Source organism: Streptomyces durocortorensis (assembly GCF_031760065.1).
Lineage (GTDB): Bacteria > Actinomycetota > Actinomycetes > Streptomycetales > Streptomycetaceae > Streptomyces.
Genome location: NZ_CP134500.1, coordinates 4,153,136 through 4,172,543, shown reverse-complemented (window position 1 = coordinate 4,172,543; position 19,408 = coordinate 4,153,136). Strand labels below are relative to the sequence as shown.

The 19,408-nt window shown below is 73.0% G+C and carries 18 protein-coding genes; 10 read left to right on the top strand and 8 right to left on the bottom strand.

Translation table 11 applies throughout. The annotated features are described in order from the left end of the window. Nucleotides 1–104 precede the first annotated feature (104 nt). The gene (locus RI138_RS18525) at nt 105–542 is read right to left on the bottom strand and encodes a peptidoglycan-binding domain-containing protein (RefSeq protein ID WP_311120830.1); all 438 of its coding nucleotides are present in this window, start codon (nt 540–542) and stop codon (nt 105–107) included. Nucleotides 543–653: 111 nt separating this feature from the next. On the opposite strand from RI138_RS18525, the gene RI138_RS18520 reads away from it, so the two are divergent. Beyond that, nucleotides 654–1,418 (top strand): YqjF family protein, encoded by a 765-nt coding sequence (locus tag RI138_RS18520; protein WP_311120829.1) that lies wholly within the window; start codon nt 654–656, stop codon nt 1,416–1,418. A 131-nt stretch (nt 1,419–1,549) separates the two neighbouring features. Here RI138_RS18520 and RI138_RS18515 read toward each other — a convergent pair whose 3' ends face one another. Next, nucleotides 1,550–2,002 carry an SRPBCC family protein gene (locus tag RI138_RS18515; protein WP_311120828.1) on the bottom strand — a complete coding sequence of 151 codons (453 nt, stop codon included), beginning with the start codon at nt 2,000–2,002 and terminating at the stop codon, nt 1,550–1,552. A gap of 81 nt (nt 2,003–2,083) precedes the next feature. Here RI138_RS18515 and RI138_RS18510 point away from each other — a divergent pair, with 81 nt between their 5' ends. From RI138_RS18510 to RI138_RS18500, 3 genes are all read left to right on the top strand, one after another. Then, nucleotides 2,084–2,671 (top strand): MarR family winged helix-turn-helix transcriptional regulator, encoded by a 588-nt coding sequence (locus RI138_RS18510; RefSeq protein WP_311120827.1) that lies wholly within the window; start codon nt 2,084–2,086, stop codon nt 2,669–2,671. A 178-nt stretch (nt 2,672–2,849) separates the two neighbouring features. Continuing rightward, nucleotides 2,850–4,493: a DNA repair helicase XPB gene (locus tag RI138_RS18505; RefSeq protein WP_096631497.1), complete on the top strand. Its 1,644-nt coding sequence runs from the start codon at nt 2,850–2,852 to the stop codon at nt 4,491–4,493. Nucleotides 4,494–5,111: 618 nt separating this feature from the next. Beyond that, complete coding sequence (locus RI138_RS18500) at nt 5,112–7,232, top strand: HelD family protein (RefSeq protein ID WP_311120826.1); 2,121 nt, start codon at nt 5,112–5,114, stop codon at nt 7,230–7,232. Between the two features lie 42 nt (nt 7,233–7,274). Here the strand turns inward: RI138_RS18500 and RI138_RS18495 are convergent, their stop codons facing one another. Further along, entirely contained in the window at nt 7,275–7,964 is a 690-nt protein-coding gene (locus tag RI138_RS18495) for a copper homeostasis protein CutC (RefSeq protein ID WP_311120825.1), read from the bottom strand. A 302-nt stretch (nt 7,965–8,266) separates the two neighbouring features. Between RI138_RS18495 and RI138_RS18490 the strand changes: the two genes are divergently transcribed. Then, complete coding sequence (locus RI138_RS18490; RefSeq protein WP_311120824.1) at nt 8,267–10,579, top strand: heavy metal translocating P-type ATPase; 2,313 nt, start codon at nt 8,267–8,269, stop codon at nt 10,577–10,579. A 48-nt stretch (nt 10,580–10,627) separates the two neighbouring features. Here the strand turns inward: RI138_RS18490 and RI138_RS18485 are convergent, their stop codons facing one another. The 3 genes from RI138_RS18485 to RI138_RS18475 form a co-directional block, all read right to left on the bottom strand. Continuing rightward, entirely contained in the window at nt 10,628–11,503 is an 876-nt protein-coding gene (locus tag RI138_RS18485; protein ID WP_311120823.1) for a 5-oxoprolinase subunit C family protein, read from the bottom strand. Continuing rightward, complete coding sequence (locus RI138_RS18480; RefSeq protein ID WP_398864313.1) at nt 11,500–12,243, bottom strand: carboxyltransferase domain-containing protein; 744 nt, start codon at nt 12,241–12,243, stop codon at nt 11,500–11,502. The genes RI138_RS18485 and RI138_RS18480 overlap by 4 nt, the downstream gene beginning before the upstream one ends. Before the next feature lie 149 nt (nt 12,244–12,392). Further along, the gene (locus RI138_RS18475) at nt 12,393–13,142 is read right to left on the bottom strand and encodes a LamB/YcsF family protein (protein ID WP_311122931.1); all 750 of its coding nucleotides are present in this window, start codon (nt 13,140–13,142) and stop codon (nt 12,393–12,395) included. Nucleotides 13,143–13,250: 108 nt separating this feature from the next. Between RI138_RS18475 and RI138_RS18470 the strand changes: the two genes are divergently transcribed. The 3 genes from RI138_RS18470 to RI138_RS18460 all read left to right on the top strand — a co-directional run bounded on the left by RI138_RS18470 (nt 13,251) and on the right by RI138_RS18460 (nt 16,710). Continuing rightward, nucleotides 13,251–13,925, top strand: coding sequence for an HD domain-containing protein (locus RI138_RS18470; RefSeq protein ID WP_311120822.1), 675 nt, complete (start codon nt 13,251–13,253; stop codon nt 13,923–13,925). A 175-nt stretch (nt 13,926–14,100) separates the two neighbouring features. After that, the gene (locus RI138_RS18465) at nt 14,101–15,342 is read left to right on the top strand and encodes a PQQ-binding-like beta-propeller repeat protein (RefSeq protein WP_311120821.1); all 1,242 of its coding nucleotides are present in this window, start codon (nt 14,101–14,103) and stop codon (nt 15,340–15,342) included. A gap of 99 nt (nt 15,343–15,441) precedes the next feature. Continuing rightward, on the top strand, nt 15,442–16,710 hold the full coding sequence (locus RI138_RS18460; RefSeq protein WP_311122930.1) for a Cmx/CmrA family chloramphenicol efflux MFS transporter: 1,269 nt from the start codon (nt 15,442–15,444) through the stop codon (nt 16,708–16,710). On the opposite strand, the gene RI138_RS18455 is transcribed toward RI138_RS18460, so the two are convergent. Both RI138_RS18455 and RI138_RS18450 read right to left on the bottom strand, forming a co-directional pair. Beyond that, a complete protein-coding gene (locus RI138_RS18455) occupies nt 16,664–16,933 on the bottom strand; it encodes a DUF4031 domain-containing protein (protein ID WP_096632436.1) in 270 nt (89 codons plus the stop codon). The two genes, RI138_RS18460 and RI138_RS18455, sit on opposite strands and share 47 nt — an antisense overlap. Beyond that, nucleotides 16,930–17,298: a hypothetical protein gene (locus RI138_RS18450; protein ID WP_311120820.1), complete on the bottom strand. Its 369-nt coding sequence runs from the start codon at nt 17,296–17,298 to the stop codon at nt 16,930–16,932. Before RI138_RS18450 ends, RI138_RS18455 begins: the two co-directional genes overlap by 4 nt. Nucleotides 17,299–17,405: 107 nt before the next feature. Between RI138_RS18450 and RI138_RS18445 the strand changes: the two genes are divergently transcribed. Together RI138_RS18445 and murQ are read left to right on the top strand one after the other, a co-directional pair. After that, the gene (locus RI138_RS18445) at nt 17,406–18,323 is read left to right on the top strand and encodes a MurR/RpiR family transcriptional regulator (RefSeq protein WP_311120819.1); all 918 of its coding nucleotides are present in this window, start codon (nt 17,406–17,408) and stop codon (nt 18,321–18,323) included. Between the two features lie 89 nt (nt 18,324–18,412). Then, on the top strand, nt 18,413–19,384 hold the full coding sequence (murQ, locus tag RI138_RS18440) for an N-acetylmuramic acid 6-phosphate etherase (protein ID WP_311120818.1): 972 nt from the start codon (nt 18,413–18,415) through the stop codon (nt 19,382–19,384). Nucleotides 19,385–19,408 lie beyond the last annotated feature (24 nt).

Here is a 19,408-nt window from a genome sequence, read left to right as displayed (position 1 = left end):
TGTTCGGGCACGCGGAAAGGGCGCCCGGGGCCGTTGTGCGACCAACGCCCCGGACGCCCTGCCGACCGGCCCCTGAAAGCCGGCCGCTCGCGATGCTCAGCCGGTCAGACCGGGGGGTTGGAGTAGGCCTTGCGCCAGAACGCGGCCTTGGTCCCCGGTCCGGCGATGCCGTCGATGGCACCCTTGTAGCCTTCGAACTTCTTCAGGTTGGCCTGGAGCGACGCGATCGTCTTGGGTCCCACGATCCCGTCGATGGCGCCCTTGTAGGGACGGGGCTGGCTGGGCCACTTGGCCAGCCAGCGCTGGATCGCCTTCCAGCTGTTGGTCCCGAGCACCCCGTCGATCGCGCCCTTGTAGCCGTACATGGTGAGGATCCACCGCTGGATCCGCTTGGCACCCTGCTTGTCGAGGCCGAGGTTGACCACGGCCGCGTTCGCCGGCCCTGCGAGACCGACCACCGCCACGCCGGATGCCGCCACCGCCAGCAGCCCGCCTCGGATCAGCCCGCGACGCGAGACGCCGTTCCGCCTGCTCTGCTCCACGTTCTTCCCTCCGTTGGCCGGGGCTCTTCTCCCGACTTGGCGCACAGGTTACCCGGATCGGCGTCGGCCGATCCGGGTTCCGGCCCCGCACCCGTCTGCGATGCTGCGGGCATGCCCTTCGCCGTCCGCGTCCCCGAGCCCGTGTCGCCCGACCCGCCCGCCGCGCCGATGCGGCCGCTGCTCACACAGTCCTGGCTGGACCTGGCGTTTCTCCACTGGGCGGTCGACCCGGCTGACGTGGCACCGCTGTTGCCGTCGGGGACCGTGCCGGACACGTTCGACGGTACGACGACGTACGTGGGTCTGGTGGCGTTCCGCATGCACCGGGTCAGCGGGCTCGGGCTGCCGGGGATTCCGTACCTGGGCACATTCCCGGAGACCAACGTCCGGCTGTACTCCGTGGACGGGCGCGGGCGGCGCGCGGTGGTCTTCCGGTCCCTCGACGCCTCGCGGCTGATCCCGGTCCTCGTGGCGCGGGCCGCCTTCCGGTTGCCGTACGTGTGGTCCCGGATGGACGTCGAACGCTCCGGCGACACCCTCACGTACACGAGCAGCCGACGCTGGCCCGGCCCCCGCGGGGCGCGGAGCAGGATCGTGGTGCGGACGGGGGAGCCGATCGGGGAACCCTCTCCCCTTGAGCACTTCCTGACCGCCCGTTGGGCCCTGCACAGTTCGTTCTTCGGGCGGACCGTCCATCTGCCCAACGTCCATCCCCGGTGGCCCCTGCACCGGGCGGAGCTCGTGGAGTGCGACGAGGACCTGGTGGCGGCCGGCGGGCTGCCCGCCCCGGCCGGGAATCCGGTGAGCGTGCTGTACTCCCCCGGCGTTCCCGTGCGCTTCGGCCGCCAGGCGCGCCCCGGCCCTGAACGGCCCTGAGGGGGGGCGGCCCTGAAGGCCCTGAGGGAAGGACGGCCCTGAAGGTCCCGGGGGGGGGCGGTCGGCACCGGGGATGCCGCGATGAGCGCCGTCTTCTTCCTACAGCGCCGCCTCGCCGCTCTCAGCAGCCCTCAGCGGCTCTGCCACGAACGTTCCAGCAGCCGCTTCACCCGTCGGAGATCACCACGCTCGCTACGCGTGATCACCGCGGCGATCACCGGACGCAGCAGGCGATCGCTCCCGCCCAGCGTCACCCGCTTGACGATGTCCACCCGGCAGGACGCCTCGCCCGTCGCGGTCACCGAGCGGCTGCCGTCGGCCGTCGCGCCCTCGACGACGCGCCAGGTGAAGGAGCGGCCCTCGCGGACGTCCGAGACCTCGACCACGCTCTCCACGACCCTGCCCAGCACGCGCAGGGTCTCCGCCACCCGGGCGCCGTCCCGCACCGGGCCCGGCGGGGTCTGGGCCATCCTCTCCAGGCCGGAACGCCAGTCCAGGTCGTTGGCGTAGACGTGGAGGAATTCCCACACGAACCCCGCGGGAGCCTGCACAACGGCCGAGGAGCGCACAGCTATGGGCTTCATCAGAACGCCTTTCCGAGCACCTGAGCGATTTGATTAACCAGTTGACCATATACCGGTTAGCGGTTGCGATACCATCGCCGTATGGCCGAAAGCTCCGAGACGCCCCCCGACTTCGCCGACATCGCCGTCGCCCACTGGCAGCGCGAACGGCCGGATCTCGACTTCACCGCCATGGGCACGCTGGCGCGCTTCGCCCGTCTGCACATCGCGGGCAGCCGCCGCGTGGAGGCGGTCTTCGCCGCCCACGGTCTGGATCGCGGGGAGTTCGACGTCCTGGCCAGCCTCCGCCGCACGGGGGCCCCGCACGAGATGCCGCCCTCGCGGCTCGCGGAGATCCTCCTCATCACGCGCGCCGGGATGACCAAGCGCGTCGACCGCCTGGAGGCGCGCGGTCTCGTCGCCCGGCGGGCCGACCCGGAGGACCGCCGCAGCCTCCGGATCGGCCTCACGCCCGAGGGGTTCGCCCTCGTCGACGCCGCCGTCACCGAGCACGCCGCGAACGAGAACCGCCTGCTCGGGCTGCTCACCGAGGACGAGGCGCACACCTTTGACGCGGTCCTGCGCAAGCTGCTGGCCGCCTTCGACGCATCCGGGCCCGAATCCGATCCCGAGTCCGATCAGCGGTCCGATCACCGGCCCGATCGCCGGTCCGAGCCGAAATCGGCGTGATCGGCCGGATCAGCCCGGGCCCAGGTAGAATCGTCTGTTCGCGTGAACGTCTGACGTAGTCGGCAGCGCGCATCCCGGCGCACCGGCCGAGGCGCCCTGAAGGCGTCGGGCACGGGGCAGAGCCCGAGCCATGGCGGGTGTGCTGTCCGTCACGGGACGATCCAACTTCCGGAGGTATGTGTTGTCCTGCCTGATCGTCCAGAGCGACAAGACTCTGCTCCTTGAGGTCGACCACGACCTGGCCGACGCCTGCCGTCGTGCCATCGCACCGTTCGCGGAGCTGGAGCGTGCGCCCGAGCACATCCATACGTACCGCGTCACCCCGCTCGGGCTGTGGAACGCCCGGGCCGCCGGGCACGACGCCGAGCAGGTCGTCGACGCGCTCGTCGAGTACTCCCGCTACCCCGTGCCGCACGCGCTCCTGGTCGACATCGCCGAGACGATGGCGCGGTACGGACGGCTCACCCTGTCCAAGCACCCCGTGCACGGGCTCGTGCTCACCAGCACCGACCGGCCCGTGCTGGAGGAGATCCTCCGGTCGAAGAAGGTCCAGCCGCTGGTCGGGGCCCGGATCGACCCGGACACCGTGGCCGTGCACCCCTCCGAGCGCGGGCAGATCAAGCAGACCCTGCTCAAGCTGGGGTGGCCCGCCGAAGACCTCGCGGGGTACGTCGACGGCGAGGCCCATCCGATCGAGCTGGCCGAGGACGGCTGGGCGCTGCGGCCGTACCAGAAGCAGGCCGTCGAAGGGTTCTGGCACGGCGGGTCGGGGGTGGTGGTGCTCCCCTGCGGGGCGGGCAAGACGCTCGTCGGGGCCGGTGCCATGGCCGAGGCCAAGGCCACCACCCTCATCCTCGTCACCAACACCGTCTCCGCCCGGCAGTGGAAGCACGAGCTGGTGAAGCGGACCTCGCTCACCGAGGACGAGATCGGCGAGTACAGCGGTACGAAGAAGGAGATCCGGCCGGTCACCATCGCCACCTACCAGGTGCTGACCACCCGGCGTAAGGGCGTCTACCCGCATCTGGAGCTCTTCGACTCCCGCGACTGGGGTCTCGTCGTCTACGACGAGGTCCACCTGCTGCCCGCCCCCGTCTTCAAGTTCACCGCCGACCTCCAGGCCCGGCGGCGGCTCGGGCTCACCGCGACGCTCGTGCGCGAGGACGGGCGGGAGTCGGACGTGTTCTCGCTCATCGGGCCCAAGAGGTTCGACGCCCCGTGGAAGGAGATCGAGGCGCAGGGCTACATCGCGCCCGCCGACTGCGTCGAGGTACGGGTCAACCTCACCGACTCCGAGCGGCTCGCCTACGCCACCGCCGAGACGGAGGAGAAGTACCGGTTCTGCGCCACCACCGCCACCAAGCGGAAGGTGACCGAGGCCCTCGTACGCAAGCACCAGGGTGAGCAGACCCTCGTCATCGGCCAGTACATCGACCAGCTCGACGAGCTCGGCGAGCACCTGGACGCCCCCGTCATCAAGGGCGAGACCAGCAACGCCCAGCGCGAGAAGCTCTTCGACGCGTTCCGCCAGGGCGAGATCAGCGTCCTCGTCGTCTCCAAGGTCGCCAACTTCTCCATCGACCTGCCCGAGGCCACCGTCGCCATCCAGGTCTCCGGGACCTTCGGGTCGCGCCAGGAGGAGGCGCAGCGGCTGGGGCGCGTCCTGCGGCCCAAGGCCGACGGGCACGAGGCCCGCTTCTACTCGGTCGTCGCCCGCGACACCATCGACCAGGACTTCGCGGCGCACCGCCAGCGGTTCCTGGCCGAGCAGGGGTACGCGTACCGCATCGTGGACGCGGACGAGCTGCTCGCCGGGAGCTGAGGAAGCCGAAGACCGGGGAAGCGGAAGCGGTGCGGCGGGCTCCTCAGCGGGCCCGCCGCACCCCGCCTCCTCCGCGTACTCCCCCAGGACGACCACGCCGAACGCCGTCGTCACGAACACCTTCACGGCGCGCAGCGCGTCTCCGACGCGGTGGGGACGGTGGTGACCGGTGACCGCGGTCGCGCCGTGCGCGGGGCCGGTCCTTCGTGGGTTCAGGGTGGCTGTGCTCATGCATCCATGGTGCTCCCGTCACCCGTTCGGACGCGTCGGTCCGCAGACCGAACCCGTACGCCCGGCTCGTAGCCCTCCGGTACCGCTCGGTGCGCACGCATCCCCTACGGGGACCCCTACCTCTGGTCCGTGGTCCCGGTCCCGGGCGGAGCCCGTATTCCGTTTCGCCCGGGACCGGACCTGTGGCTACAATCGCCGGTCTGCCCGCCTCCCGTGCCGGTTCAACGGCCCCGGGAGCGCCGCCGACCGGACGGAAACCGGCCGACACCCACGCGATCGGACCTTCCGAGCGAACCGCCCTGTTCCGGCCCCGGCCGGTCTCCGCGCGGTCCGCCGTCCTGCGTCGAAGCGCCGTCGAAGAGCCCTTGAAGAGCCGGAGGCAACATCGTGCCCGCGCACGTAGCAGAAGCAGCAGACAGCGATTCCACGCCCGCCCCCCTGGCGCACGAGCGCGCCCACCTCGCCGCGTCCCGGGCCGCCCTGCGGGGGATGCGCGAGGACGTCCAGGCCCTCGACATCGCCGATGTCACCGCGAACTGGGTGAACGCCGAGGTGCTCCAGTCCCAGATCGACGACCGCATCAAGGCGCTCGCCGACCTCTCCCACACCCCGCTGTTCTTCGGCCGCCTCGACTATCTGCACGCCGTCGGCGGCGAGCTGGCCGAGGGCGCGGAGGGCGAGCGGTTCTACATCGGGCGCCGGCATGTCCACGATGCCGCCGGGGACCCGATGGTCATCGACTGGCGTGCACCGGTCTCCCAGCCGTACTACCAGGCGTCCCGGAAGAACCCCCAGAACGTGGGGCTGCGCCGCCGCTTCGGTTACACCGGCGGCGAGCTGACCGCGTACGAGGACGAGCACCTCACCGATCCGGCCGAGGCCGAGCACACCAGCAAGCTCCTCCAGGCGGAGATCGAGCGGCCCCGCGTCGGGCCGATGCGCGACATCGTCGCCACCATCCAGCCCGAGCAGGACGAGATCGTACGGAGCGGGCTCGGCGGGACCGTCTGTGTGCAGGGCGGGCCCGGTACCGGGAAGACCGCCGTCGGCCTGCACCGCGTGGCGTACCTGCTCTACGCGCACCGCGAGCGGCTCGCCCGCACCGGGACTCTGGTCGTCGGGCCGAACCGTTCCTTCCTGCACTACATCGAGCAGGTCCTGCCCGCCCTCGGTGAGCTGGAGGTCAGGCAGGCCACCGTCGACGACCTGGTGACGGCGGGCGTGGAGGTGCGCGGCACGGACGAAGCGGCCGCCGCCGTCGTCAAGGGCGACGCCCGCATGGCCGAGGTGCTGCGGCGGGCCATCCGCTCGCACGTGAGCGCCCCCACCGAGCCCGTCGTCGTGGTGCGCGGGTCCCGGCGCTGGCGGGTGCCCGTGTACGAGGTCCAGGAGATGGTCGACGAGCTGCTGGCCCGGGACATGCGGTACGGGGCCGCGCACGAGGCGCTGCCGCAGCGGATCGCGCACGCCGTCCTCGTACGGATGGAGGAGGCCGGTGAGGCCCCCGACGACCGGGTGCAGAACGCGGTCGCCCGGAACCCGGCGGTCAAGGCGGCCGTCAAGGCGGTCTGGCCCGCCGTCGACCCGGCGAAGGTCGTGCTGCGGCTGCTCTCGGACGCAGAGTTCCTGGCCGCGCACGCCGAGGGGCTGCTCAGCGAGGACGAGCAGAAGGTCATCCTGTGGGCGAAGCCCGCGAGGAGTGTGAGGTCCGCCAGGTGGTCGGCGGCCGACGCCGTGCTGATCGACGAGGCCGGGGATCTGATCTCCCGGACGCACTCGCTCGGCCATGTCGTGCTCGACGAGGCGCAGGACCTGTCCCCCATGCAGTACCGGGCGGTGGGGCGGCGGTGCTCGACCGGTTCGGCCACCGTGCTCGGCGACCTCGCGCAGGGGACGACCCCGTGGTCCACGGAGAGCTGGGGCGAGGCGCTGTTCCACCTGGGCAAGGCGGATGCCGTGGTCGAGGAGCTGACGGCCGGTTTCCGCGTGCCGCGCGAGGTCATCGCGTACGCCTCCCGGCTGCTGCCCGCGATCTCGCCGGGGCTGGCGGCGGTGGAGTCGGTGCGGGAGTCGCCGGGGTCGCTGGTCGTCCGGGAGGTGGCGGGCGGTGCGGAGGTGGCGGGCGGTGCGGAGGTGGCGGGCGGTGCGGATGAGGTGGCCGCCGCTGTCGTCGCCGCCTGCGAGGAGTCGTTGCGCCACGAGGGGTCCATCGGGCTCATCGCCGCCGACGCCCGGATTCCGGTCCTGGGCGCGGCCCTGACGGCGGCGGGCCACACGTACCTGTCCCCGGGCGAGGAGACCACCGCCGCCTCCCGGCTGACGCTGGTGCCCGCGTCGCTCGCCAAGGGCCTGGAGTACGACTACGTGGTGCTCGACGAACCCGCCGCCGTGGTCGACGGCGAGCCGGACGAGCGGACCGGGCTGCGGCGGCTGTACGTGGCCCTGACCCGTGCGGTCTCCGGGCTCACGGTGCTCCACGCGGCGCCGCTGCCGGGGGCCTTGGCGTAGAACCGCCGGTGGGGGGCTGGGCCTTCCCCGCCCCCGCCGGCCTCACGCGTCCAGCGCCTCGCGCCACTCCCGTACGGCCGCCGTGTCCACCGGGGCCGACCAGCCCTCGGGCCTCGCCGCCCCGCCGATGTGGAAGGCACCGATCCCCGCCGCTCGCAGCCGGGGCACGTGGTGCAGGTGGAGGCCGCCGCCGACCAGCATCTGCGCCTCGTAACCCGGCTCCCGGGTACGGGCCGCCTCGGCCACGAGCGTCGGGATACCGGCCTCCACTCCGGCCGGCGAACCCGCCGTGAGGTACGTGTCGAGGCCGGGCAGGTCCGCGAGCTGCTTGCGGAGGGTGTCGCGGTCGGCGGCCCGGTCGATCGCGCGGTGGAACGTCCACCGGCAGCCGTCCAGCTCGGCGACGATCCGCTCGACGGCCACGAGGTCGGGGTGGCCGTCCTCGTCGAGGAAGCCGAACACGAACTCGTCCGCACCCGCCGCGCGCATCTCGCGGGCCTTGCCGACCAGCACGTCGATGTCACCGGCGGCGAAGCCGTCCGCCACCCTGAGCATCACGCGCAGCGGGATGTCCACGGCGGACCGGATCGCCTCGAAGGTCTCCCGGGACGGCGTCAGACCGTCCGCGGCCATGTCGGTGACCAGTTCGAGGCGGTCTGCACCACCGGCCTGAGCGGCGACCGCGTCCTCCGCGTCGAGAGCGATCACCTCCAGGACTGCACGGTTGCTCATGGGTCCCCATTCCTCCGATACACAGCTACAGAGCTACTCAGCTATAGGTCTAGTCCAATGACCAGACTACGGGTCGGCCACCGCGCGGCGCAGCCCTCCATCTGAACGCATGATCGCGCTTTGGCGCGAACTCGCCCCCGCAGGCGAGTGACGCGCCGCGTGTACATGTCACCACAGACCGGACACCCCGCCCCGCGGCCACGATCACGATCACACCTTGCACTTCATAGGGGAGGGGGGTATACATGAAGCGAGAAGGAGATACCCCCTAGGGGTATCAAGTCGGCAGCAGGGAGGACCCCGTGTCCGCGCACTCCGCCACCACCGCCACCACCGCCACCACCGCTCCCGGGACCGCCACCGGGACCGACGCGGTCGAGCTCGCGATCGGCGGGATGACCTGCGCCTCGTGCGCGGCCCGTATCGAGAGGAAGCTGAACCGGATGGACGGTGTCGAGGCCACCGTCAACTACGCCACCGAGAAGGCCAAGGTCACCTACCAGGGCGCCGATGTGTCCGTGCAGGACCTGATCTCGACGGTCGAGGCCACCGGCTACACCGCCAGGGAACCCGCTCCGCCCTCCGCCACGCCACCGGCGACCGGAGGGCCGGAGGGCAGCGGGGAGGAGGCGGAGGCGGACGACGGCCTCACCTCGCTGCGCCAGCGCCTGACCACCGCCGTCGTCCTCGCGGTCCCGGTGATCGCGATGGCGATGGTCCCGGCGCTCCAGTTCGACTACTGGCAGTGGCTGAGCCTCACCCTGACCGCCCCCGTCATCGTCTACGCCGCCTGGCCCTTCCACCGGGCCGCCTGGACCAACGCCAAGCACGGCGCGGCGACCATGGACACCCTGGTCTCGGTCGGTACGTCGGCGGCGTTCCTGTGGTCGTTGTGGGCGCTGTTCTTCGGCACGGCGGGCATGGTCGGGATGACCCACCCCTTCGAGCTGACGATCGCCCGCTCCGACGGCGCCGGGAACATCTATCTGGAGGCCGCCGCCGGGGTGACCGCGTTCATCCTCGCCGGGCGCTACTTCGAGGCCCGCTCGAAGAGGAAGGCCGGGGCGGCGCTGCGGGCACTGCTGGAGCTGGGGGCGAAGGAGGTCACCGTCCTGCGCGACGGCGCCGAAGTGACCGTACCGACAGGTGAGTTGCAGGTAGGGGACCGCTTCCTGGTCCGCCCCGGGGAGAAGATCGCCACCGACGGAACCGTCGTCGAGGGCTCCTCGGCGGTGGACGCGTCGATGCTGACGGGCGAGTCGGTGCCCGTGGAGGCGGGCGTCGGTGACACCGTCACCGGTGCGACGCTGAACGCGGGCGGGCGGCTCGTCGTCGAGGCCACCCGCGTCGGAGCCGACACCCAGCTCGCCCGAATGGCCAAACTGGTGGAGGACGCCCAGAACGGCAAAGCAGCCGCCCAACGCCTCGCCGACCGCATCTCCGCCGTCTTCGTCCCCATCGTCATCGCCCTCGCCCTGGGCACCCTCGGCTTCTGGCTCGGCAACGACGCAGGACTCACCGCCGCCTTCACCGCGGCCGTCGCCGTCCTCATCATCGCCTGCCCCTGCGCCCTCGGCCTCGCCACCCCCACCGCCCTCATGGTCGGCACCGGCCGCGGCGCCCAACTCGGCATCCTCATCAAAGGCCCCGAAGTCCTCGAAACCACCCGCCGCGCCGACACCATCGTCCTCGACAAAACCGGCACCGTCACCACCGGCCGCATGACCCTCCACACCACCCACACCACCAAAACCACCACCGAACACGAAGTCCTCCGACTCGCCGGAGCACTGGAGAACGCCTCCGAACACCCCATCGCCCAAGCCGTCGCCACCGCCGCCACCGACACCACCGGCCCCCTCCCCACCCCCGACGACTTCACCAACATCCCCGGCCTCGGCGTCCAGGGCATCGTCGAAGGCCACGCCCTCCTCGTCGGACGCGAACAACTCCTGACCGAGTGGGAGATCCGTCTCCCCGCCCACCTGGCCGAGGCGAAGAGGACCGCCGAGGCCGCCGGGCGCACCGCGATCGCCGTCGCCTGGGACGGCGAGGCACGAGCGGTGCTGGAGGTGGCCGACGCGGTGAAGGACACCAGCGCCGAGGCCGTCCGCCGCCTCCGCGCGCTCGGCCTGACCCCGATCCTCCTGACCGGTGACAACCGGGCCGTGGCGGAGACGGTCGCGGCCGAGGTCGGCATCGAGGAGGTGTACGCGGAGGTCATGCCGCAGGACAAGGTCGACGTGGTCAAGCGCCTTCAGTCCGAGGGCCGTTCGGTGGCGATGGTCGGGGACGGTGTCAACGACGCGGCCGCCCTCGCCCAGGCCGACCTCGGCCTCGCCATGGGCACCGGCACCGATGCCGCCATCGAGGCGGGGGACCTCACCCTCGTCCGCGGCGACCTCAACGCCGCCGCCGACGCCATCCGCCTCTCCCGCCGCACCCTCTCCACCATCCGCACCAACCTGTTCTGGGCCTTCGCCTACAACGTGGCGGCCCTTCCGCTGGCCGCCGCCGGGCTCCTCAACCCGATGATCGCCGGAGCCGCGATGGCCTTCTCGTCCGTCTTCGTGGTCGGCAACTCCCTGCGGCTGCGCACCTTCAAGGCGGGGTGAGGCCCGTTGCCCACGCGGCGGGCCCGGGAATCCTCCCGGGCCCGCCGCTCAGGCGCGTACGAAACGCAGCCCGGTCCCCGGCACCGCCTGGGCCGCCGCTGCGAGGGCCGCTTCGGGGACGACTCCGAGGACCGGGTAACCGCCGGTCGTCGGGTGGTCGTTGAGGAAGACGACGGGCCTGCCGTCCGGCGGCACCTGGATGGCGCCCAGGACCATGCCCTCGCTGGGCAGTTCGCCCGCCGCACCCGTACGGGACCGCTCCAGCGCGGGCCCCTCCGTGCGCAGCCCGATGCGGTTGCTGTGGGGCGAGACCCGGTAGGCGGCGGTGAGGAGGGTACGGAGCGCGGCTTCGGTGAACCAGGCGTGGCGGGGTCCGGGGTGGACCGGCAGCACGAGCTCGGCGGGCGCGCCCGGCCAGGGGACGGGACCGGCCGGCGGCGGACCGCACTCCGCCGGATCGCCCAGCGGCAGCGCGTCGCCCTCGCGCAGGGGAGGCGGCCCGAGCCCCGAGAGGAGGTCCGCCGAGCGGCTGCCCAGCACCGCTTCCGGCTCCAGGCCCCCCGCGAACGCCAGATAGCCGCGGAGTCCGCAGGCAGCGGGGCCCGCGTCCAGCACCGCTCCCGCCGGTACGCGCACCGGAGCGCCCCACGCCACCGGCCGCCCGTCGACCGTCACCCGGCAGCCCGCACCGCCGACGACGGCCACCACGGGCGCCTCCGGGCGGACCGCGCAGCCGGTGAGTGTGGTCTCCAGGACGGCGGCGCCCGGTGGGTTGCCCACCAGCCGGTTGGCCAGCCGGGCGGCGGGCCCGTCCAGTGCTCCGGCCTGCCCGACCCCGAGGTGGGCGTAGCCGGGACGGCCCGCGTCCTGCACGGTGGTGAGCGCTCCGGCCCGGACGACGTGGAGGCGGGGGGCGGGGCTCACGCGTGCTCCCCGGCCGCGCCCGGCCGGGGCGGGGGGAGCGCGGCAAAGGCCCCGCCGTCCACCCCCGCCGCCACGGCCACGAACCGCACCGGCGTCCCCGGTTCCAGCAGGGCCGCCGGTTCCCGGGCCGGGTCCCACAGGACGCCCGGGTCCGGCATCCGCCCGATGAGCTGCCAGCCGCCGGGCGACGGACGCGGGTACACCCCGGTGTAGGGCCCGGCGAGGGCCACCGCTCCGGCCGGGACCCGGGTGCGCGGGCTCATGCGCCGGGGTACGTGCAGGTGCTCGGGCAGCCCGGTGAGGTAGCCGAACCCCGGCGCGAACCCGCAGAACGCCACCCTGAACGCGGTACGGGAGTGGCGGGCGGCCACCTCGTCGGCCCCGACGCCCCAGAGCGCGGCAACCTCGTCGAGATCGGGGCCGTCGTAGACCACGGGGATCTCCACCGGGTCCCGCGCCTCACGGAGCAGCGGCGGCACCCGCCAGGAGGCGAGCTCCCGGGCGAACCGGTCCCGGGCCCCCGGCGCACGGTCCGCGATCCCGTCGAGCAGGACCGTACGGGCGGCCGGGACGATCTCGCGTACGGCGGGAAGCGCACCGCGCTCACGGCGGCGGAGCAGCTCGGCGTGGAAGGCCTCGGCGTGCTCGCCGTCGGCCAGTTCGACGAGCAGCGCGTACGGCCCGGCGGGCAGAACGTGGACCGGCGCGGCACCGGGCGGCACCCGCACGCTCGCAGGCACGGAACCGGACACGCGCACGCCCTCGGAAGCGGCGCCGGGCGGCACACGCACGCCCTCGGGTGCGGCTTCCGGCAACACCGGCGCCCCCTCACGCACCGCGTCCAGCGGCACAGGCACGTCCTCGGCACCGGCGCCGCCGCCGCGGCCCCTCACACGAACGCCCGCACCACGACGCCCGCTTCCTCCAGTGCGGACCGCACCCGGCGGGCGAGGACGGCCGCGCCCGGGGTGTCCCCGTGGACGCAGATCGAACGGGCCGCGACCGGTATCCGGCTGCCGTCCACCCCGGTCACCGCCCGGTCGACGGCCATGCCGACGCTCCGGCGTACGACGGCGTCCGCGTCGTGCACCACCGCGCCCGGTTCGCCGCGCGGGACCAGGGTGCCCCGCGGGGTGTACGCGCGGTCGGCGAACGCCTCCTCGACGGCGGGGAGTCCGGCGGCCGCCGCGTGGGCGAGGAGGCGGGAGCCGGGCAGCCCGAGGACGGCCGGGGTCCCGCCCGCCAGCCGGATGCCCGCGACGACGGCGGCGGCCTGGTCCTCGTCCCGGACGACCCGGTTGTAGAGGGCGCCGTGCGGTTTGACGTACGAGACGGTGGAGCCCGCGGCCTCGGCGAAGACCCGCAACGCGCCTATCTGGTAAGCGATCTCCGCGGTCAGCTCGGCCGACGGCACGTCCATCGAGCGGCGGCCGAACCCGGCCAGGTCCCGGTAGGAGACCTGCGCCCCGATCCGTACACCGTTCGCCGCCGCCGCGTCGCAGACCCGCCGCATGACGGAGGCGTCGCCCGCGTGGAAGCCGCAGGCGACGTTGGCGCTCGTGACGCAGGCGAGGAGCGCGTCGTCGTCGGTGAGGGTCCAGTTGCCGAAACCCTCGCCGAGGTCCGCGTTGAGATCCATCATCATCACGGGCGCACGGTAATGACCGTGGGACGGGGCGACAAGAGCCGGTCCGGAAGGTGGAAGGCCCACCGGAGCCAACGGACCCGTTGGTCCTAAGGTCGTCCCATGACGGACCACCCACGCCCGCCCGACACCGCCGCCCTCCGCGACCGCTGGCGCGACACGCTCCTCGCCGCGCGGTCCGGCGCGGACGGCCCCGATCCGCTGCCGTACGCCGACGATCTCCTCGCCCGCTGGGCCGAACCGCAGCGCCGCTACCACACGACCGACCACCTGATGACGGTCCTGGACCGGATCGACACCCTGGCCGGCCACTCCGACGACGTGCACGCGGTACGCCTCGCCGCCTGGTTCCACGACGCGGTCTACCGGCCCGACCGCACGGAGAACGAGGAGCGCAGCGCCGCCCTCGCCGAGCGCGCGCTGCCCGAGGCGGGGGTGCCGGACGCGGTGACGGCGGAGGTCGCCCGGCTGGTCCGCCTCACCGTCACGCACGACCCGGCGGACGGCGACCGCAACGGCGAAGTGCTGTGCGACGCCGACCTCGCGATCCTGGCGGGCGGCCCGCAGGAGTACGGCGCGTACGCGGCCCGGGTCCGCGAGGAGTACGGCTTCGTCCCGGACGAGGCGTTCCGAGAGGGCCGGGCGGCGGTGCTGCGCCAGCTCCTGGACCTGCCCCGGCTGTTCCGTACGCCGTACGGGGCGGCCGAGTGGGAGGCGCGGGCGCGGCACAACCTGGCGACGGAGCTGGAGCTGCTGGAGTCCTCCGGCCCCGAGTGACCGGCCCCCGGCGGCCCGCGAATGTTCCGGTTCGTTCACGGTGTCGTCCCGGTCGGGCCCGGGACCGGCCAGTGGCACCGGACGACGGCTAACGTCTCGCATCGCAGATGCACACACTCTGCAAAGCAGCACGCACACGTTTCCACCCATAAGAACTCCACGGGGGTACAGCGACATGTCCAAGGGATACGGCACGACGTTCGGCAGATCCTCCCGGCGGCGAATACTGCGACTGGCCGGGGGCGGTCTCACGATGGCGGTTCTCGGAGCCGGACTGACCGGTTGCGAGGACGAGCCGACGACGGACGGCGAGAGCAGCGCCCCGCCGCGCGGCGCTTCTCCCGAGGACGGCAAGGCCCCCGACGACGGGCAGGCCCCCAAGCCGCTGTGGACGAGGACGACGTCAGCCAAGACCTACGGGGACAACGACGAGCTGGTCGCCGTGGGCGGCGTGGTGATCGCGAGCGGTGCCCCGCTGGCCGCCCTCGACGGGGCGACCGGCGCGGAGCGGTGGTCGCTGGAGGGCGGCGCGATCCCCGGTGCGCCGCTGCTCCTCGGCGGTGACGGCAGCGGCACGCTGTATCTGGCCAGCGGCGCGTACGACGGCAGCGTCGTCGGGTACGACCCGGCCTCCGGCAAGGAGACCTGGCGCAGCCACCTGGGCAAGGAGTACCGGCAGCCGAGGCCCGTCGCCGTGGACGGCGAGCAGGTGTACGTCATCGCCGAAATCCTTGAGGCCGACGGATCGTCCCGCACCAACGTGATCGCCGCGCTGAACAGTGCCACGGGCAAGCTCGCCTGGAAGGAGCAGCGCGACCTCGGCACCCAGCAGAACGGCGTGCACGCCGCCGTACAGGGCCGCTACCTCGTCTACACCGACTTCAAGAAGAACCTCACGGTGCGCGACACCGCCACCGGCAAGCAGGTGTGGACGCAGAAGACGACGAAGACGAGCTACGGGCCCTTCACCGTCCATCAGGACCTGGTGATCGTCCCGCAGGGGGAACGGCTCCAGGCCTTCGCCCTGTCCGACGGGTCCCAGAAGTGGTCCCTCCAGGCCGAACGGTTCGCGGCCTTCAGCGAACCGGCCGTGCTGGACGACGTCCTCCACATCGCGGACAGCGGGCGGACGCTTTGGGCCGTCGAGCCGCGTACCGGCAAGAAGCTCTGGCAGTCCAAGGACCTCGCGGGCACCGGTACCCCCATCCCCCGGCAGTTCGTCAGGGCGGGCGGCACCCTCTACGGGGCCACCGACCTCGACAAGCAGGGCGGCATCCACGCCTTCGACGCGAAGACCGGCGCCCTGCGCTGGACGTTCAACGACGGGTCCGGCGACCACCACGCCTGGCTGGTGGCCACCGACGGCAAGCACGTCTTCGCGCTGCACGGCAAGAAGCTGCACGCGCTGCCCGCGTAACGCGCGCACACGGTCCACCCGCTGAGAAAACCGGGAATGCGAGGGCGTCCCGCGGCGTTGGGACGAGTCATGCCCGACTCACCCCAGCGCCGCGCTCCCATGCCCCTGGCCGTATACGTTCTCGGTCTTTCGGTCTTCGCCCTCGGCACCAGCGAGTTCATGCTGTCGGGCCTGCTGCCGCCGATCGCGGACGACATGAACGTGTCGATCCCACAGGCCGGGCTCCTCATATCCGCGTTCGCGATCGGCATGGTGGTCGGCGCCCCGCTGCTCGCCGTCGCCACACTCCGCCTGCCCCGCCGCACGACGCTCATCGCGCTGATCTCGGTGTTCGGCCTCGGCCAGATCGCCGGTGCACTGGCCCCGACGTACGAGGTCCTCTTCGCCTCCCGCGTGGTGAGCGCGCTCGCCTGTGCGGGCTTCTGGGCGGTCGGGGCGGCCGTGGCCATCGCCATGGTGCCGGTCAACTCGCGGGCGCGGGCGATGGCCGTGATGATCGGCGGGCTGTCGATCGCCAACGTGCTGGGCGTGCCGATGGGGGCCTTCCTCGGCGAGCACCTGGGCTGGCGCTCGGCGTTCTGGGCGGTGGGCGCGGCCTCCGCGGTGGCCCTGCTCGGCGTGATCACGCGCATCCCGCACATCCCGCTGCCGGAGAAGAAGCCCGAGCTGAAGCGGGAGCTGGCGATCTACCGGGACCGGCAGGTCTGGCTGGCGATCGTGATCACCGCGCTCGCCGCGGGCGGCGTGTTCTGCGCGTTCAGCTATCTGGCTCCGCTGCTCACGGACGTGGCGGGCCTGGACTCGGGCCGGGTGCCGTGGATTCTGGGTCTCTTCGGGGTCGGTGCGCTGATCGGTACGACGATCGGCGGCCGGGTCGCGGACGCGCACCTCTTCGGGGTGCTGCTGAGCGGCATCACGGCGTCCACGGTGTTCCTGGCGGCGCTGGCCCTGTTCGCCTCCAGCCAGGTCGCCGTGATCGCGCTGGCGTTCCTGCTGGGCCTCTCCGCCTTCTTCACCGCCCCCGCGCTGAACGCCCGGATGTTCAACGTGGCCGGGGCCGCCCCGACGCTGGCCGGGGCCACGACGACGGCCGCGTTCAACCTGGGCAACACGAGCGGCCCGTGGCTCGGCGGCACGGTGATCGACCTGGACTTCGGCTTCGCGTCCACGGCCTGGGCGGGCGCGGCGATGACGGTCCTGGCCCTGGCGGCGGTGGCGGTGTCGCTGCGCCTCCAGGCCGGCGGTGACGGCCGGGGCGGCAGCGGCTCGCGCTCGCGGCTGATCGCTAGGAGCGCGGCGGCCCCTGGGGCCTCGGCCGACCCTAGGGTCTCGGCCGCCCCTTCGGCCTCCGGAGCCCCGCGGCCGTGAGCCGCCGCACCAGCTCCTTCGACCCGACCTCCCGCGCCCCGGCCCGCACCGCGTCCGCGTAGTGCGCCTCCGGTACGTCGTAGTGGTCGCGCTCGAAGGCCCGGGGCGGGCAGCCGATGGCGGCGGCGAAGGCGTGGAGCTCCTCGAACGACGTGTCGCTGACCAGGTGCGACCAGAGGCGGCCGTGTCCGGGCCAGGTGGGCGGGTCGATGTAGAGGGTCACCGCCGCAGTGCCTCGCCCAGCGCCCCCACCGGTGCGACGGCCACGGCCGCCTTGGTGCACACCCAGTGCGGATCGGGGCCGAGCTCCGGCTCCACGTCCAGGGCGTGCGGTTCGTCCCCGTCGCACGCGGGGCACAGCGGCCACCGCCCGTACCGCTCCAGCAGGGCGTCCTGTACGTCCTGGGCGACCAGCCCGGCCACGAACTCCGTGCCCTCAGGCCACTGCTCCACCCACCAGCGCCGGTGCGTCACGGCGTCCTCGACCAGCGAGACGATGTCCGCCTCGGCGACGTCGCCCGCGGCGAGGTCGGCCATGACGAGTGCGCGGGCGGTGTGCAGTGCCTGCTCCAGGGGGTTCAGCTCCATGCCCACCATTGTGCGCCCGCGCCGGAGGCAGGGACCAACGGCCAGGGGCAGGGACCGGAGAAGGAACGGGGGTTGACGGGGGCCCGGGTTGAAAATATCTTTCAGATGTGACCATTGACGTGAAGGAAAGTTTCAGCGGCGAGTCCCCGCCCGCCCCCGCGGCCCTCGCCGCCAAGGTCCGGACGCTCGCGCCCTCCATGACCCGCTCCATGCAGCTGGTCGCCGAAGCCGTCGCGGGCGACCCTGCCGGATGCTCCGCACTCACCGTCACCGGTCTCGCCGAGCTGACCGGCACCAGCGAGGCCACCGTCGTCCGCACCGCGCGCCTCCTGGGCTACCCGGGCTACCGGGACCTGCGCCTCGCGCTGGCCGGGCTCGCCGCACACCAGGAGTCCGGGCGGTCGCCCGCCGTGACCGCCGACATCGCGGTGGACGACCCGATCGCCGACGTGGTCGCCAAGCTCGCCCACGACGAGCAGCAGACCCTCGCGGACACCGCCGCCGGGCTCGACACCGTGCAGCTGGGGGCCGCGGTGGCCGCCGCCTCGACCGCCCGCCGCATCGACATCTACGGCGTGGGGGCCTCCTCGCTCGTCGGTCAGGACCTGGCGCAGAAGCTGCTCCGGATCGGCCTGATAGCCCACGCCCACACGGACCCGCACCTCGCGGTGACCAACGCCGTCCAGCTGCGCAGCGGTGACGTGGCCATAGCGATCACCCACTCCGGCTCGACCGGCGACGTCATCGAGCCGCTGCGGGTCGCGTTCGAACGCGGGGCCACGACGGTCGCGATCACCGGGCGGCCCGACGGACCCGTGTCGCAGTACGCGGACCATGTGCTGACCACGTCCACCGCCCGCGAGAGCGAGCTGCGCCCCGCCGCCATGTCGAGCCGCACGAGCCAGCTGCTCGTCGTGGACTGCCTGTTCATAGGCGTCGCGCAGCGGACGTACGAGACCGCTGCGCCCGCGCTCTCCGCGTCGTACGAGGCCCTCGCCCACCGCCACACCCCCCGGACCCGCTGACCCTCCTGGCCCCCGGCACCCCCTGGCCCCGGGAGCGGGCCGCGCACCGCCCGTACGCGTACGAGACCGAGAAAGCAGAGCAGCCCTCCATGACCTCCACCACCGGCACGAACGCCGAGACCTCCAGCACCTCCGGCGGCTACGGCGAGCTCCGCGCCCAGCTGGCGACCCTCACCACCGAGGCGTTCCGCCCCGAGCTGGCCGAGATCGACCGGCTGCCCACCGAGGAGATCGCCCGCATCATGAACGGCGAGGACGCCACCGTCCCCGCCGCCGTCGCCGAGCGGCTGCCGCGGATCGCCGCGGCGATCGACGCCACCGCCGAGCGGATGGCGCGCGGCGGCCGGCTGATCTACGCGGGCGCGGGCACCGCGGGCCGCCTCGGAGTGCTGGACGCCAGCGAGTGCCCGCCCACGTTCAACACCGACCCGTCCGAGGTCATCGGTCTGATCGCGGGCGGCCCCTCCGCCATGGTCACCGCCGTCGAGGGCGCGGAGGACAGCAAGGAGCTGGCCGCCGCCGACCTGGACGCGCTGAAGCTGAGCGCCGACGACACGGTGGTGGGCATCTCCGCCTCCGGCCGCACGCCGTACGCGATCGGCGCGGTCGAGCACGCCCGCGCCCAGGGCGCCCTGACCATCGGGCTGTCCTGCAACGCGGACTCCGCGCTCGGCGCCGCCGCCGAACACCCCCTGGAGGTCGTCACCGGCCCCGAGCTGCTCACCGGCTCGACCCGGCTGAAGGCGGGCACGGCACAGAAGCTCGTCCTCAACATGATCTCGACGATCACGATGATCCGGCTCGGCAAGACGTACGGGAATCTCATGGTCGACGTCCGCGCGTCCAACGAGAAACTGCGGGCCCGCTCCCGGCACATCGTCTCCCTGGCCACCGGCGCCTCCGACGCCGAGATCGAGGCCGCGCTCGCCGCCACCGACGGCGAGGTGAAGCACGCGATCCTCGCCATCCTCGGCGGGGTCGACGGCCCCACCGCCACCCGTCTCCTGACCGAGTCCGGCGGCCACCTCCGCGCCGCCCTCACGGCTGCACGCACCACCTGACCCACCCTCCTGGGCGCCACAGGC